Below are 13,805 nucleotides of genomic sequence, written 5' to 3' on the forward strand. Positions count from 1 at the left end.
AACCCTTGTCACGCTTAGGGTTCCTTGACCCTCCACTTAGCGGCGTCAAATTGTTCGCCCATTCGAACGGTGCTAAACTGGCGACTGTTGAGAATGGTTCGTATTAACGTTCGCGTCGCCGAATGTTCATGGGAGCAATTTTTCAGGGAAGAGAGGCGCGCGGCCTGCATCGGACCGGCGCTTCGGAAACATTCGCGCACCATGCGCGATCGATAAAAACAGGAGTGTCTTGATGGCTTCAACGTTGATGCGCGGCCTCGTCGCCGCCGCAGGTCTGACGGCGATGATGGCGGCCTCGGCCGCGGAATACCCGATCGGCAAGCAACATATCGAAGGCGGCATGGAAACGGGCGCCGTCTATCTTCAGCCGATCACGATGGAACCGGAAGGCATGATGCGCAAGGCATCCGATTCCGACGTCCACCTCGAAGCGGACATCCACGCGGTCAAGAACAATCCGACCGGCTTCGCGGAAGGCGACTGGATGCCGTATCTGAACGTCACGTATGAACTCACGAAGGTCGGCACGACTCAGACCCTGAAGGGTGACTTGATGCCGATGGTCGCCAACGACGGCCCGCACTACGGCGACAACGTGAAGCTGTTCGGACCGGGCAAGTACCACCTGAAGCTGCATATCGCGCCGCCGTCGCAGTCGGGCCATATGGCGTTCGGCCGTCACGTCGACAAGGAAACGGGCGTGGGTCCGTGGTTCAAGCCGTTCACCATCGAATACGACTTCCCGTTCGCGGGCATCGGGAAGAAGGGCGGCTACTAAGCAAGCCGCCGGCAGGTTGATTCCGCGCCCGGTTGCAAGTCAGGAACCGGGCGCGTTCATCTTCAGGAAGTCCGCATGAATTTGAAATTCCAGAAGGCGGCGCTCGCAGCGTTCGCACTAGTGACGGCAGGCATGGTTCACGCTGCCGATCTGCCCACGTTCAAGCTCGAAATGAACGACGGCAAGCTCAATCCCGCACGCATCGAGGTGCCGGCGGGACAGCGCATCAAGATCGAGGTGCACAACATCGGCAAGGGCGCGGCCGAGTTCGAAAGCGTGCAGTTGCGCAAGGAAAAAGTGCTGGCGCCGGGCGCGGATTCGTTCGTCGTGATCGCGCCGCTCGATCCGGGCGAGTACAAGTTCTTCGACGATTTTCATCAGACCGCGCAGGGCGTGATCGTCGCGAAGTAATCATCGCAGTGCAATGAGCGGGAGGTTAGAAATGGGGCAGGTCCTATTCATCGTATGGCGTGAGAGTGTCGAGGCGCTGCTCGTCGTCGGCATTCTGTACGCGTGGCTGAAGAACGGCGATCATCAGGCGCGCCGTGGCCTGCCTTATCTGTGGGCGGGCGTCGCCATTGGCTTGTTGGCGGCCATCGCGCTCGGCGCGGCGCTGATCGGCTTCACGGAAGTGCTGTCCGGCAACGCGCAGGACTATTTTCAGACGGCGATGGTGCTGGTCGCGTGCGTGCTCATCGTGCAGATGGTGCTGTGGATGAAGCGCCACGGCCGCACGCTCAAGCGCGACATGGAAAGCACGCTGCAAAAGACCACGCAGGACGGGCATTGGTGGGGCATCGCGTTGCTCGTGGCGCTGGCGATTGCGCGTGAAGGCAGCGAAACCGCCGTGTTCCTTTATGGCGTCGGCTTCGGGCAATCGGGGCACGTCGATCTCTCGCAGTACGTCGCCATCGTGCTGGGCTTCGCGCTCGCGCTGCTCACGTTCTATGTGCTGCAACTCGGCGGCAAGATCTTCTCGTGGCGCTCGTTCTTCCGCGTCACGGAAATCATGCTGCTGTTTCTCGCCGCGGGTCTGTTCGAAACCGGCGTGGACAAGCTGATCGACATGGAAGTGCTGCCTGTGATCGTCAATCAGGTATGGAATACTTCCGCGCTTCTCGACGATTCGAGCACCTTCGGCTCGCTGGTCGCGACGCTGACGGGTTATCGCGCGCATCCGGCGGGCATGAACCTCGTGGCGTACGCGGTGTACTGGATCGTCATCTATCTACTGCTGCGCCGCTCGAACCGGGGCATGGCGCAAAAACAAAAGGCGGCAAGCCGTCCAGCATGAGTTCTGTCACACAGCAGCGACCAAACCGGCTGCAACAAGCCGGCAACTGGATGCAACGTCACGGCAGCGCGATCCGCATGATTCAGTGGATCGTGGTGGCCGTGTACGCGTTTCTGATCGTCGTTCCCGCCGTGATACCGCTGCCCGATGGCTCTGCGCATCTGTGGAACAACCTGACGATCGCGGCGCAGTTCGTGTTCTGGGGCATCTGGTGGCCCTTCGTGCTGCTTTCGATGGTGATGCTCGGCCGCGTGTGGTGCGGCGTGTTGTGCCCCGAAGGCGCGCTCACCGAATTCGCGAGCCGCTTCGGACGCGGCTGGGCCATTCCTCGCTGGATGCGCTGGGGCGGCTGGCCGTTCGTGGCGTTCGGGCTCACAACCATCTACGGGCAGATGGTCAGCGTTTATCAATATCCGAAGGCGGTGTTGCTGGTGCTCGGCGGCTCGACCGTGGGCGCGATGATCGTCGGCGTGCTGTACGGGCGCGAGAAGCGCGTCTGGTGCAAGTATCTGTGCCCGGTGAACGGCGTGTTCACGCTGCTCGCGCGCCTGGCTCCGTTTCACTTCAAGGTGAATGAAGACGCTTGGCGCCGCTCTTACAAGCAAGGCGAGCACGGACACCGCGTGATTCCGATCAACTGCGCGCCGCTCGTTCCCTTGCGCAGCATGAAGGGCGCGGCCGACTGCCATATGTGCGGCCGATGCAGCGGCCATCGCGATGCCATCGCGCTCACGTGGCGCTCGCCCGCCGAGGAAGTCGTGAAGCTCGGCGACAAGGCGGCGAATCCGTGGGACACGGCGCTGATTTTGTACGGGCTGCTTGGGATTGCCATCGGCGCGTTTCATTGGACCGTGAGCACGTGGTTCGTCGATCTGAAGCAGTATCTCGCGGGCTGGCTGATCGATCACAACATTCTCTGGCCGCTCGATACCAACGCGCCGTGGTTCCTGTTCACGCATTATCCCGAACAGAACGACGTGTTCTCGTGGCTCGACGGTTCGATGGTGATCGGCTATATCCTCGTCACGGGTCTCGTGTATGGCACGGTGCTGTTCGGGCTGATGGCGCTGTCTTCGCGCATGCTCGGCAAGTGGAACATGCGGCGGTTGCATCACCTGACGCTTTCGCTGATTCCGATTGCGGGCGTCGGTGTGTTTTTGGGGCTTTCCGCGACCACCGTTTCGCTGCTGCGCGCGGAGCAGGTGCCGCTGTGGTGGGTGCCGGCGCTGCGGATCGGCTTGCTTGCAATCGCCAACGTTTGGAGCGCATGGCTCGCATGGCGCACGACGAAGCGCTATGCATCGACTTCTGTTCCGCGCGTTTTTTCGATGGTATGGTTCATCGCAGCGCTGGCCGTCGCGGACAGCGCGTGGTATCTGATGTTCTACGGCTTCACCCGGAACTGATACCCACTTAACGATCCACGGCAACCGAGAGCGCGACGTGAGAACCAAACCCGTACTGACTGACGAAGACGTCAAGGCCGTGGCGGCCGCAGCCGAGGCGCACGCCCGCGAGCACAACTGGAACGTGACCATCGCCATCGTTGATGACGGCGGGCATCTGCTGCATCTGCATCGGCTGGACGGGGCGGGGGCGAGCACGGTGGAAATGGCGAACGGCAAGGCGCGCACCGCCGTGCTGGGGCGTCGCGAAACCAAGGTCTACGAGGACACCATCAAGCAGGGCCGCACGGCGTTTCTCTCCGCGCCGATGACCGCCATGCTCGAAGGCGGCGTGCCGATTTTCGTGGGCGCGGATATCGTCGGTGCGGTGGGCGTGTCGGGCGTGAAGTCGGATCAGGATGCGCAGATCGCGCGGGCGGGGATTGCGGCGCTTGGGATCGAAAACGTTTAGAGCGTCGTGAATAAAAAAACGGCACGCTCTGTCATCAAAGCGTGCCGTTCGATCGATCATCATGACGTGGCTCGTTTAATTGAGCACAGCGCTGCGCAGGAACCAAAAAAAGCGGCTTCGCTTGCTATCGACGACTGGCTGGTGTTTGCACGAAGGGGTCTAAATTCTCGCGTGCAAGTCGTCCTTGCTGGCTAAGGCCAAACACCTCTTAGGCGAGGTGGTCCCCACAATACTCGATACGTACTGCTGTTCTTTCTTCGCGCTTACTTCGTCAGGATCAGCTTGCCCAGACGAGTGGCGCGCAACTGGTAGGTCTCCCCGTTATGCACGATGCTCACGTGGCTGCGCCCTTGCAAAAGGGTGTCGCTGCGCAACTGGCGCTCGGCATTCGCATCCGGCGTGACCGTGGCGGTCGAGGCGCGCACCGTGACGGCGGCAGCCGATTTCGGCCGGGTGATCGCGGCGTCGCGGACAGCCGGGCGGCGCAGCCTGAGCGTGGTGGATCGCAGCGTGTCGGTCATGTCTCGGCGTGTGCCTTCGTTGATTCGATGGATCTATAGTAAATGATAACCATTCCTATTTGCAAGTAGTCTTTCTCATGGCTTGCGATGATCCGATAGCCGCGCTCGATGCTGCGACGTAGCATCGAGCGCATCGATCAATGCAGTGGACCGTCCTCGCTGCGTCCGTGCGCGTACTGCCGAATCAGCCGCACCGTATCGATGTCCGACTCGCGATACGCCGACTTCACGATCTCTTGCGTTTGCCGCTCGTCAGGGCTCGGATCTGCTTTCTCGGGCAGCGTGGTGCTGTACGTGAAACGCAAAAAAAGCTGCGTCGAATCAGGCTGCTCGATGGCCATCGTCAGCGATCCACCGACGTGCTCGGCCGTCGGCAGGATGTCGTAGCGCACGCGCTCGTGGGTCGTGAGCGTCACACGGTCGCGCACCACGGCTTGACCGTAGTGGAGTTCGCGCTCCATCGTGTCGCCTTCGCGCGAGAGGATCGCGCAACTGTCGAGACCGAGCACGAACAACTGTGGCTGCTCCGCGCGCAGCACGAGCCCTTCCCACAACTGTTCGCGCGTCAGCGGATCCACCAGCGGATTCGACGGATCATTGATCTGGATGAGATGTTCGAAATTCAAAACGACGTTTCCCTTGAACGTTCGCGGCCTTTCCGCAAGGTCGAGTCAGCGTCAGGACACGAGCCCGGAATCGATCCGGATCGCGCCGCTCAGAACCTTGTGCATGGGGCACGCATTGGCGATTTGCAACAGCCGTTCCCGCTGGTCCGGCGCAAGCGGCCCGTCCAGCGCGATTTTCCGGTCGATGACCGTGCCGTCCGCCGTGCTCGTCATCGAGAGTTCGACGCGCACGCCTTCGAGCGGCCATTCCTTGCGCCGCGCGTACATCCGCAAGGTGATGTTCGTGCATGCGCCGAGACTCGACAGCAGCAACGCGGCCGGTTCGGGCGCGGTGTCGCCGCCGCCGAGACTCGCGGGTTCATCCGCGCTCCAGCGATGCGTGCCGTCCTCCAGACTGACCTGATAATCGGCGTCGATGCTCGTGGCGATGACAGTCGGTGTAGCCATGAATGCTCCGGTGAACGGCGGCGGCAGACAAAAAAACGGCGCGGCCTGAACGGGCATTGTGACGCAATGTGCCCGTTTTTGCCGCGCCGTTTCGCCAAATTTGATGCGTTCGGCGTCGATGCTCAGTGCGTGATCGCGCCCATCCGTCCCGCCTGATAGTCGGTGACTGCCTGACGGATTTCGTCTTCCGTGTTCATGACGAACGGACCGTAACGCACGACCGGCTCCTTGAGCGGCACGCCGCCGATCAGGATGATCTCGACCGGTTCGTCACCGGCGGCGAGCGTGATGGTATCGGCATCGTCCTTGAAGACGACCATTTGCTGCGCGCGCACCGGCTGCGCTTGCGGACCGTACAGGCCCGTGCCCGACAACGCATAGGCGAACACGCGAAAATCACGCGGCACGCGATGCTCGACACGCCCGCCCGGTTGCAGCGAGAAATGCTGATACAGAATCGGCGTGCGCGTTTCGATCGCCGCCTTCATACCGAGCGCTTCGCCCGCGATCACCTTCACGCTGACCTTGCCATCCTCGCTTTTCGCCACCGGAATGCCCGCCGACGGAATCTCCTGATAGCGCGGCGCGGTCATCTTGTCGCGCTTCGGCAGATTCACCCAAAGCTGCAAACCATGCACGCGGCCACCCTGGCGCGTGAATTCCTCGCCCGGCATCTCGCTATGCACGACGCCTGCGCCCGCCGTCATCCACTGCACATCGCCGGGGCGCAGCGTGCCCGAATGGCCCGCCGAATCCTTGTGACCGAATTCGCCTTCGAGCATGTACGTCACCGTCTCGAAGCCACGATGCGGATGGTCCGGCGCACCTTTCGCCTCGCCGGGCGCGTAATCGACCGGGCCCATTTCATCGAGCAAAAGGAAGGGATCGAAGTCCATCAAAAGACGGGTCGGAAACGGGCGATGCACGACGAACCCGCCGCCTTCGACGGTGCGCACGGCCGGAATGATGCTGGAAATGGAGCGGCTCATCTTGGTTTTTCCTTGAGGCGCCATAGGGGAATAGCGCTAAATTTGGAACATGGAGCTATTATATGGACCGATTTTGCGGATAAAAGCCGCCTCGGTGCAATGGATTGTCCCGCTGGCGATAACGAACGACGCGAACTACGCGAAGCACGCGAACCACGACCGCACTCCGGGCCGCCCATGAAAGCCGACTCGCACGACCTCAATGATCTGATGTACTTCTCCCATGTCATCGAGCATGGGGGGTTTTCGGCGGCGGAGCGCGTGCTGGGTATTTCCAAGTCGCGGCTGTCGCGGCGCGTGTCGGAACTGGAGGCATCGCTGGGCGTGCGGCTGTTGCAGCGCTCCACGCGCAAGCTCGCGCTGACCGAAGCGGGGCAACTGTTCTATCAACACTGTCAGGCCATGCTCGCCGAAGCGCGCGCGGCCGTCGATGTCGTGCAAAGCCTGCGCGATTCGCCGCGCGGCACGGTGCGGGTGAGCGTGCCGGTGACCATCGCGCAGACGTTTCTGTCTGCGGTCATGCCGGACTTCATGCATCGCTATCCCGAAGTGCGCGTGGTGCTGCGTGTGACCAATCGCGTCGTCGATCTGTTCGAAGATGCAATCGATGTCGCCTTGCGCGTGCGTTCCGAGCCGCCCGCGAATTCCAACGTGGTCGCGCGTCCGCTCTGGCGCACCGAGCAAATGCTGGTGGCCGCGCCGTCGCTGCTCAAGCCCAACGCGCCGCCCATGACGCCCGCCGAACTGGCGCAATACGACACCATCGACACGCCTTCCGCCGATGGCCGCCACGTCTATCGCCTCATCGCGCCGGATGGCACGCGTCACGAGTTCGAGCACGAACCGCGTCTGGTCACCGCCGACCTTTCGATGATCCGCGAAGCCGTGATGTGCGGCGTCGGCATCGCGGCCTTGCCGGAAATGATGTACGGCGCGCCTTTACGCAGCGGCCAGCTTTCGCCGGTGATGCCGGGCTGGACCTTTCCGTCGCCGCAGTTGTACGCGGTGTTTCTGTCGCGGCAGGGCATGGTGCCGGCCGTACGGGCGTTCGTCGATTTTCTCGTGGAGTCGATTGCCAGCGGACAACGCTTCCCCGGAGAATGTCCTGTCATCGAACACCCCGAACGCGAAACGGTTTGAGCTAATTCGCAGCGCTCATGATTTATGTCATTGGAGCGTGTGCTTGCGATGGTCACATTCAATCGCCGAAACCTTGAATGCGAAATTTCGCGGCAGTATATTGAAGCTCCTTTCGCTAAGGAGCTTCTTATGCGAAAACTCACGGCTACTCTGATAGTTAGCCTGATAGGGTTGATCGCGCTGTCCGTGTCGAGCACGGCTGTCGCATGCGGCGATTCTGGGACGTATTCCAGCCCCAAGTAATTGCCTCGCCCGAATGCGCCGAGTGCGCACGAAAAAAGGCCTTCATCTGACGATGAAGGCCTTTTACTTTATGCGCACTTAAGACTTATTTGCTGCCGTGCTTGGGCTCGGTGACGAAACCGATCTTGGTCAGCCCGCCCGACTGCGCGGCGGACATCAGATCGGCCACTTTCTCATACGGCACCTTGCGATCCGCGCGCAGATGAATCTCCGGCTGCGGATTCTGCTGCGCGGCCTGCGCGATGCGCGCATCGAGCGCGGCGGCATCCACGGGTTGCTCGTCCCAGAGCGTGGTGCCATCGGCGGAAATGGCGACATCCACGTGCGCGGGTTTGTCGTCCTGCGGCTGGCTGCTCGCATGCGGCAGGTCGATCTTCACCGCATGATTCATGGCCGGAATGGTCACGAGAAAAATGATCAGGAGTACGAGCATGACATCGACGAGCGGCGTCATGTTGATCTCGCTCATCATGCCGTCGTCTTCATCGCCGGCGAAAGGGCTCATGGCCATGTTGCGATTTCCTCTTGCTTACGATGATGCCGACGCGCGCGTCGCCAGACGCAGGCTCTCCGACGAAGCGTTCTTCGCGCGCTTGGTCGAATTGAGCTTGGCGCCCGTGACGAAGAACGCGTGCAGACCGTGCGCGAAGCGATTGAGCTTGGTCACGATGCTCTTGTTCGCGCGAGTCAGCGCGTTGTAGCCGAGCACCGCAGGAATCGCGACGAACAGACCGAACGCGGTCATGATGAGCGACTCGCCGACCGGACCCGCGACCTGATCGATGGATGTCTGACCCGTCGCGCCAATGGTCAGCAGCGCGTGATAGATGCCCCACACCGTGCCGAACAGTCCGACGAACGGCGCGGTCGAACCGATCGAGGCGAGGATCGCCAGACCCGCCTGCATGCGGCCGACGCCTTCGTCCATCACGTCCTTCAGGCAACGCGTGATCCAGTCCGACACGTCCATGCGGTCATGCAGATGCGGTTGCGTCTGCGTGTGATGTTCCGCCGCTTCCTGACCCGCCAGCGCGAGCGCGAGGTACGGATTGTCCGCCGGGCTCGACGACTGGCTGCCGAGCTTCTTGATGCCGTCGTTGAAGTCGTCCGAGTGCCAGAAGGCCTGTTCCGCGTTCTTGGTGAGCCGCTTCAGACGCAGCACGTTCCATCCCTTCACGACGACCACCGTCCACGACAACACCGACATGATCGCGAGCGCGAGCGCGATGCCGCGTGTCACGAAGTCGCCCTGCGCCCAGACGTGGGCTATCCCGTAGTTCTGCATTTTTGGCTTCCTGTATCTAAAAATTCAAAGTAACTGGTCAGTCTTTCAGCGTGAAGTCGATCGGCACCGAGGTCGGCACGCGCACGGCCTGGCCGTCCTGCTTGAAGGGGCTGCATGCGCTGCCGCGCACGGCGTCGAGCGCGGCGTCGTCGAGGCGCTGCGAACCGCTGCTCTTTTGCACGCGCACGTCCTCGAACTTGCCGTTCAGGCCGACCGTCATGGCCACCACGACGCGGCCGGTTTCGCCGCGTCGCCGCGCCATCGCCGGATAGTCGGGTGCCGCGATGCTGCAATTCAGATGCGAAATGTCCTTGGGCGCGGTGATTTCCATCGTCGGCTTACCGATGGCGGGCGCGGCTGGCGGCGGGGCGGCTTGCGGCGGCGCGGGCGGCGTCGGGTCCGGCGCGGGCGCGGCGATCTGCGAGGGCGCTTCGGTGACCGGCATCGGCTTGGGCGCGGGCTCGATCTTCGGCTTGACCTTGGGCTTCGGAACCGGTTTCGGAATCGGCTTGGGAACGGGCTTCGGCGGCGGCGGCGATTCCACCGCGACCGGCTGCGGCAGCGGCGCGGGCTGCGGCGTTTCGCTGATCAGTTGCGCGGAGATCGTCTTGGCTTCGATCGGGCGCGGCATCGGCCTGTCGCGCATATTGAGCGCGATGGCGAACAAGCCGACATGCAGCGCGATGACGACAGCGCACGCAACGATCAGGCGCGGATTCACGCTGGACGGCGGCGCAGGCTGGAACACGTTGGAAGAGGAGGTCGGGGACTGCATTCTTATTGGCGGCTTGCAGAACTGCGGGATTGACCGACGACGCCACGGCGCCACGTTACCGAATTCGCTGTCCGGTCTGCTGACCCGGCGCGGAGAGAAGCAAACGACATCATGTTCTGAAGATCAGCAGGGAAATGAACAAGGTGGCCACGAAACCAATCAGCAATTCCATCTTTCCCTCCAAAGGGTCAAGGGTTGCGTGGCTGGCTAGTGACCGGCTGCTTGAAAGGTAACCTGGCTTGCGGGAGGCGATACTGCGTCCAGCGGCAGGATGCCGTGGCCGAAACGACGATGCGCCGCACGCGGGCGGCGCGCGATGCTTCAGGCTGCCTTGCGCTCGTAGAACGTGAGCGGCATGGCTTGCGCCGCGTGCGCTTCGACGCCGCAGCGCGATGCGCAGACGCCGCTTTCGGCCATCACATCGCGCACGGTGGCTTCGCACTTGCCGCAGCACAGCGCGACGCCAAGCTCGAACTGGAGCTCCTCGTAGGACTCCATGCCCTCGGCGATGGCGGTGCGGATCTTCCGGTCGGACACTGACTTGCAGACGCAGACAATCATGGTCGTTCGCAATAGCTTACGTTAATGCGAATTATTATCATTCAGTATGGAAGGCTTTGCAAGCGACGCTCGGTGTTTTTTGTAACACAGCCGCAAAGTTAGCGAGCTTCTTGCTGGAAGCCTTGTGTGGCGGGGGAAAGCGGCTGCCGGTGCGCGTCCGGCGAGTGAGAAACCCTCAGACGATGTCGGGTTCCGCGCAACGCGTGCGCCGCGATTCGATGACGATGCGCTCGACCGGCGCATCGATATGGAGCAGGGAAGCGACAAGCTGGCGTTGCGCTTCGCCGTCGCCGGTAGAGCAGAAGCGCGGGAGCGCATCCACCGCGGCATCGTTTTTCAGGCGATGCGCATCCAGCAGCCGTTCGAGTTGCCGCGCAATCGCGACGCTCGTGTCGACGAGTTGCAGCCGTTCGCCTGCGATCTCGCGAATCGCGCGGTCGAGAAAAGGGTAATGCGTGCAGCCGAGCACGAGCGTGTCGGCGTCGGCATCGAGCATAGGTTTGAGGTAGCTCTCGAGCAGCGCCATGAGTTCGGGCGACGAGGTATCGCACCGTTCGACAGCCTGAACCAGTCCATGACCGGGCTGGCAAAGAAAACGGCAATCGCCTGCGTAACGATCCAGCAACGACTGGAACCGCGCGCTGCGCAGTGTCACCTGCGTGGCGAGCACGCCGACCACGCGCGTTTTCGACACGCCCGCCGCTGGCTTGACGCCAGGTTCCACGCCGACGAGCGGAATCGCCAGCCGTTCCCGCACCGACGCGATCGACTGCGCGGTCGCCGTATTGCACGCGACGACCAGCGCCTTCGCGCCCTGCGCCACGAGCCATTCGCCGATGGCCATCGTGCGGTCCACGATGAAGTCATCGTCCTTCTCGCCATACGGCGCATAGCGCGAATCGGCGACATACACGAGCCGCTCGTGCGGCAGCACCGCCCGCACGGCGCGCAGCACCGACAGACCACCGAGACCGGAATCGTAAATGCCGACCGGCGCGCGCGCGTCGGACGCGGCACGCTCGGAAGGAGAAGAAGACACAGCGGGGATTACTGCGACTGCGGACATACGGGGCAAAGAGCTTACTCTTGGTCGCCCATCATACTCTGCTGATAGTTCTGGATGCCGACCTTGACGATCAGATCGAGCTGCGTTTCCAGCCAGTCGATGTGTTCTTCCGTGTCGTGCAGGATCTTGTCGAAAATATCGCGCGAGACGAAATCACGCACCGACTCGCAGTAAGCAATCGCTTCCTTGCACGTGGTCTGGGAAATCTGTTCGAGCTTCAGATCGCACTCGAGAATTTCCTTGGTTTCTTCGCCGATCAGCAGCTTGTGCAAGTCCTGAAGGTTCGGCAGGCCGTCGAGCATGAACACGCGCTTGATGAGCCAGTCGGCGTGCTTCATCTCGCCGATCGACTCGTCGTACTCGTGCTTGTACATCTTCTCCAGGCCCCAATGGTCGTACATCCGCGCGTGGAGGAAGTACTGGTTGATCGCGGTCAGCTCGTTCTTGAGCTGCGCGTTCAGATATTCGATGACTTTGGCGTCGCCTTGCATGATTGTTCCTTATTTGTAACGTGGGGCACTTCCGGAAAGATAAACGTTGCGCCTGACAATGCCAAGTCTGAGTAAAAAACTTTTCGTTTTATATAAAACTGAGAATGACAATCCTTCTCGACTAGGCGCATCTCAAATAAAAAGCCGGGCTTGATTGGCCCGACTTATATCATTCATCGGCGGAAGGAACTTGCCGTTAGCCCGCGATCAAACCGTCGCGACCGGAATCTTGCCGATCTTTGCCTGCCATTCGGCCGGGCCGGTCTTGTGAACCGACGTGCCGTGCGAATCCACCGCGACCGTCACCGGCATGTCCTGCACGTCGAACTCGTAGATGGCTTCCATGCCGAGGTCTTCGAACGCCAGCACGCGCGCCTCGCGAATAGCCTTCGACACGAGATACGCCGCGCCGCCGACCGCCATCAGATACGCGGCCTTGTGATTCTTGATAGCCTCGATGGCAACGGGGCCGCGCTCGGCCTTGCCGATCATCGAGATCAGGCCGGTTTGCGCGAGCATCATTTCGGTGAATTTGTCCATGCGCGTGGCCGTGGTCGGGCCTGCGGGGCCGACGGCTTCATCGCGCACCGGATCGACCGGGCCGACGTAGTAGATCACGCGGTTGGTGAAATCGACCGGCAGCTTCTCGCCCTTCGCCAGCATGTCGGCGATGCGCTTGTGCGCCGCATCGCGCCCGGTCAGCATCTTGCCCGACAGCAGCAGCGTCTGGCCCGGCTTCCACGAGGCGACTTCTTCCGGCGTCAGCGTGTTCAGATCGACGCGCTGGCTCTTTTCGGTATCCGGCTCCCACTGCACCTTGGGCCATGCATCGAGCGACGGCGCTTCCAGCTTCGCGACGCCCGTGCCATCCAGCGTGAAGTGCGCGTGACGCGTGGCCGCGCAGTTCGGGATGATCGCGATCGGCTTGGAGGCCGCGTGCGTCGGCGCCGCCATGATTTTCACATCGAGCACGGTGGCAAGCCCGCCCAGTCCCTGCGCGCCGATGCCGAGCGCATTGACCGTCTCGTGCAGTTCCACGCGCAGTTCCTCGATCCAGTCCTGCGGCCCGCGCGCGATGATGTCCTGAATGTCGATCGGGTCCATCAGCGATTCCTTCGCCATGACCATCGCCTTCTCCGCCGTGCCGCCGATGCCGATGCCGAGCATGCCCGGCGGACACCAGCCCGCGCCCATCGTCGGCACCGTCTTGAGCACCCAGTCCACGATGGAATCCGACGGATTGAGCATGGCGAACTTCGACTTGTTCTCCGAGCCGCCGCCCTTGGCCGCGACCTGCACGTCCACCTTGTCGCCCGGCACGATCTCGTAATGGATCACGGCGGGCGTGTTGTCCTTCGTGTTCTTCCGCGCACCTTCCGGCGGGCTGACGATCGACGCACGCAGCACGTTGTCCGGGTTCAGATAACCGCGGCGCACGCCTTCGTTGATCATGTCGGTGACGCCCATCGTCGCACCGTCCCATCGCACGTCCATGCCGACCTTCACGAACACCGTGACGATGCCCGTGTCCTGACAGATCGGCCGCTTGCCTTCCGCGCACATGCGGCTATTGGTCAGGATTTGCGCGATGGCGTCCTTCGCGGCGGCGCTTTCTTCCAGTTCATACGCGCGGCCGAGCGCCTGAATGTAGTCGAGCGGATGGTAATAGCTGATGTATTGCAGAGAATCGGCGATGCTCTGAATCAGGTCTTCCTGTTTGATGACGGTCATG

At 62.0% G+C, this 13,805-nt stretch carries 17 protein-coding genes; 6 read left to right on the forward strand and 11 right to left on the reverse strand.

The features are described 5' to 3' along the window. Positions 1-232: 232 nt before the first annotated feature. From ACZCWR_RS08730 to ACZCWR_RS08750, 5 genes are all read left to right on the forward strand, one after another. Positions 233-778 carry an iron transporter gene (locus ACZCWR_RS08730; protein WP_487300374.1) on the forward strand — a complete coding sequence of 182 codons (546 nt, stop codon included), beginning with the start codon at positions 233-235 and terminating at the stop codon, positions 776-778. Positions 779-853: 75 nt separating this feature from the next. Then, entirely contained in the window at positions 854-1,189 is a 336-nt protein-coding gene (locus ACZCWR_RS08735) for a cupredoxin domain-containing protein (RefSeq protein WP_487300375.1), read from the forward strand. A 31-nt stretch (positions 1,190-1,220) separates the two neighbouring features. Then, positions 1,221-2,072, forward strand: a complete 852-nt coding sequence (locus tag ACZCWR_RS08740) for an FTR1 family iron permease (RefSeq protein ID WP_487300376.1) — start codon at positions 1,221-1,223, stop codon at positions 2,070-2,072. Continuing rightward, positions 2,069-3,478 carry a 4Fe-4S binding protein gene (locus tag ACZCWR_RS08745; protein ID WP_487300377.1) on the forward strand — a complete coding sequence of 470 codons (1,410 nt, stop codon included), beginning with the start codon at positions 2,069-2,071 and terminating at the stop codon, positions 3,476-3,478. The genes ACZCWR_RS08740 and ACZCWR_RS08745 overlap by 4 nt, the downstream gene beginning before the upstream one ends. A 37-nt stretch (positions 3,479-3,515) precedes the next feature. Next, positions 3,516-3,929 (forward strand): GlcG/HbpS family heme-binding protein, encoded by a 414-nt coding sequence (locus ACZCWR_RS08750; RefSeq protein WP_487300378.1) that lies wholly within the window; start codon positions 3,516-3,518, stop codon positions 3,927-3,929. A 263-nt stretch (positions 3,930-4,192) separates the two neighbouring features. On the opposite strand, the gene hemP is transcribed toward ACZCWR_RS08750, so the two are convergent. The 4 genes from hemP to ACZCWR_RS08770 form a co-directional block, all read right to left on the reverse strand. Next, positions 4,193-4,450: a hemin uptake protein HemP gene (gene hemP / locus ACZCWR_RS08755; RefSeq protein WP_487300379.1), complete on the reverse strand. Its 258-nt coding sequence runs from the start codon at positions 4,448-4,450 to the stop codon at positions 4,193-4,195. A 137-nt stretch (positions 4,451-4,587) separates the two neighbouring features. Continuing rightward, a complete protein-coding gene (locus ACZCWR_RS08760) occupies positions 4,588-5,076 on the reverse strand; it encodes an SRPBCC family protein (protein WP_487300380.1) in 489 nt (162 codons plus the stop codon). 51 nt (positions 5,077-5,127) lie between these two features. Then, complete coding sequence (locus ACZCWR_RS08765; protein ID WP_487300381.1) at positions 5,128-5,523, reverse strand: OsmC family protein; 396 nt, start codon at positions 5,521-5,523, stop codon at positions 5,128-5,130. Between the two features lie 122 nt (positions 5,524-5,645). Continuing rightward, complete coding sequence (locus tag ACZCWR_RS08770; protein ID WP_487300382.1) at positions 5,646-6,512, reverse strand: pirin family protein; 867 nt, start codon at positions 6,510-6,512, stop codon at positions 5,646-5,648. Positions 6,513-6,689: 177 nt separating this feature from the next. Here ACZCWR_RS08770 and ACZCWR_RS08775 point away from each other — a divergent pair, with 177 nt between their 5' ends. Continuing rightward, complete coding sequence (locus ACZCWR_RS08775; RefSeq protein ID WP_487300383.1) at positions 6,690-7,652, forward strand: LysR substrate-binding domain-containing protein; 963 nt, start codon at positions 6,690-6,692, stop codon at positions 7,650-7,652. Between the two features lie 328 nt (positions 7,653-7,980). Here the strand turns inward: ACZCWR_RS08775 and ACZCWR_RS08780 are convergent, their stop codons facing one another. The 7 genes from ACZCWR_RS08780 to ACZCWR_RS08810 all read right to left on the reverse strand — a co-directional run bounded on the left by ACZCWR_RS08780 (position 7,981) and on the right by ACZCWR_RS08810 (position 13,804). After that, a complete protein-coding gene (locus ACZCWR_RS08780) occupies positions 7,981-8,406 on the reverse strand; it encodes an ExbD/TolR family protein (protein WP_487300384.1) in 426 nt (141 codons plus the stop codon). A gap of 18 nt (positions 8,407-8,424) precedes the next feature. Further along, positions 8,425-9,180 carry a MotA/TolQ/ExbB proton channel family protein gene (locus ACZCWR_RS08785; RefSeq protein WP_487300385.1) on the reverse strand — a complete coding sequence of 252 codons (756 nt, stop codon included), beginning with the start codon at positions 9,178-9,180 and terminating at the stop codon, positions 8,425-8,427. Between the two features lie 37 nt (positions 9,181-9,217). Next, positions 9,218-9,955, reverse strand: coding sequence for an energy transducer TonB (locus ACZCWR_RS08790; protein ID WP_487300386.1), 738 nt, complete (start codon positions 9,953-9,955; stop codon positions 9,218-9,220). 321 nt (positions 9,956-10,276) lie between these two features. Beyond that, entirely contained in the window at positions 10,277-10,516 is a 240-nt protein-coding gene (locus tag ACZCWR_RS08795; protein ID WP_487300387.1) for a (2Fe-2S)-binding protein, read from the reverse strand. A 175-nt stretch (positions 10,517-10,691) separates the two neighbouring features. Then, positions 10,692-11,582, reverse strand: coding sequence for a glutamate racemase (gene murI, locus ACZCWR_RS08800; protein WP_487300388.1), 891 nt, complete (start codon positions 11,580-11,582; stop codon positions 10,692-10,694). Positions 11,583-11,596: 14 nt separating this feature from the next. Continuing rightward, positions 11,597-12,073, reverse strand: a complete 477-nt coding sequence (bfr, locus tag ACZCWR_RS08805) for a bacterioferritin (RefSeq protein WP_487300389.1) — start codon at positions 12,071-12,073, stop codon at positions 11,597-11,599. A 207-nt stretch (positions 12,074-12,280) separates the two neighbouring features. Continuing rightward, positions 12,281-13,804: a fumarate hydratase gene (locus tag ACZCWR_RS08810; protein ID WP_487300390.1), complete on the reverse strand. Its 1,524-nt coding sequence runs from the start codon at positions 13,802-13,804 to the stop codon at positions 12,281-12,283. Between the last annotated feature and the right edge of the window lies 1 nt (position 13,805).

It is taken from the genome of Caballeronia sp. A2-2 (assembly GCF_057612605.2).

Coding starts and splice junctions, on each gene's coding strand:
- ACZCWR_RS08730 (WP_487300374.1), top strand. CDS start 233: ATGGCTTCAACGTTGATGCGCGGCCTCGTCGCCGCCGCAGGTCTGACG.
- ACZCWR_RS08735 (WP_487300375.1), top strand. CDS start 854: ATGAATTTGAAATTCCAGAAGGCGGCGCTCGCAGCGTTCGCACTAGTG.
- ACZCWR_RS08740 (WP_487300376.1), top strand. CDS start 1,221: ATGGGGCAGGTCCTATTCATCGTATGGCGTGAGAGTGTCGAGGCGCTG.
- ACZCWR_RS08745 (WP_487300377.1), top strand. CDS start 2,069: ATGAGTTCTGTCACACAGCAGCGACCAAACCGGCTGCAACAAGCCGGC.
- hemP (WP_487300379.1), bottom strand. CDS start 4,450: ATGACCGACACGCTGCGATCCACCACGCTCAGGCTGCGCCGCCCGGCT.
- ACZCWR_RS08765 (WP_487300381.1), bottom strand. CDS start 5,523: ATGGCTACACCGACTGTCATCGCCACGAGCATCGACGCCGATTATCAG.
- ACZCWR_RS08770 (WP_487300382.1), bottom strand. CDS start 6,512: ATGAGCCGCTCCATTTCCAGCATCATTCCGGCCGTGCGCACCGTCGAA.
- ACZCWR_RS08775 (WP_487300383.1), top strand. CDS start 6,690: ATGAAAGCCGACTCGCACGACCTCAATGATCTGATGTACTTCTCCCAT.
- ACZCWR_RS08780 (WP_487300384.1), bottom strand. CDS start 8,406: ATGGCCATGAGCCCTTTCGCCGGCGATGAAGACGACGGCATGATGAGC.
- ACZCWR_RS08785 (WP_487300385.1), bottom strand. CDS start 9,180: ATGCAGAACTACGGGATAGCCCACGTCTGGGCGCAGGGCGACTTCGTG.
- ACZCWR_RS08790 (WP_487300386.1), bottom strand. CDS start 9,955: ATGCAGTCCCCGACCTCCTCTTCCAACGTGTTCCAGCCTGCGCCGCCG.
- ACZCWR_RS08795 (WP_487300387.1), bottom strand. CDS start 10,516: ATGATTGTCTGCGTCTGCAAGTCAGTGTCCGACCGGAAGATCCGCACC.
- murI (WP_487300388.1), bottom strand. CDS start 11,582: ATGTCCGCAGTCGCAGTAATCCCCGCTGTGTCTTCTTCTCCTTCCGAG.
- bfr (WP_487300389.1), bottom strand. CDS start 12,073: ATGCAAGGCGACGCCAAAGTCATCGAATATCTGAACGCGCAGCTCAAG.
- ACZCWR_RS08810 (WP_487300390.1), bottom strand. CDS start 13,804: ATGACCGTCATCAAACAGGAAGACCTGATTCAGAGCATCGCCGATTCT.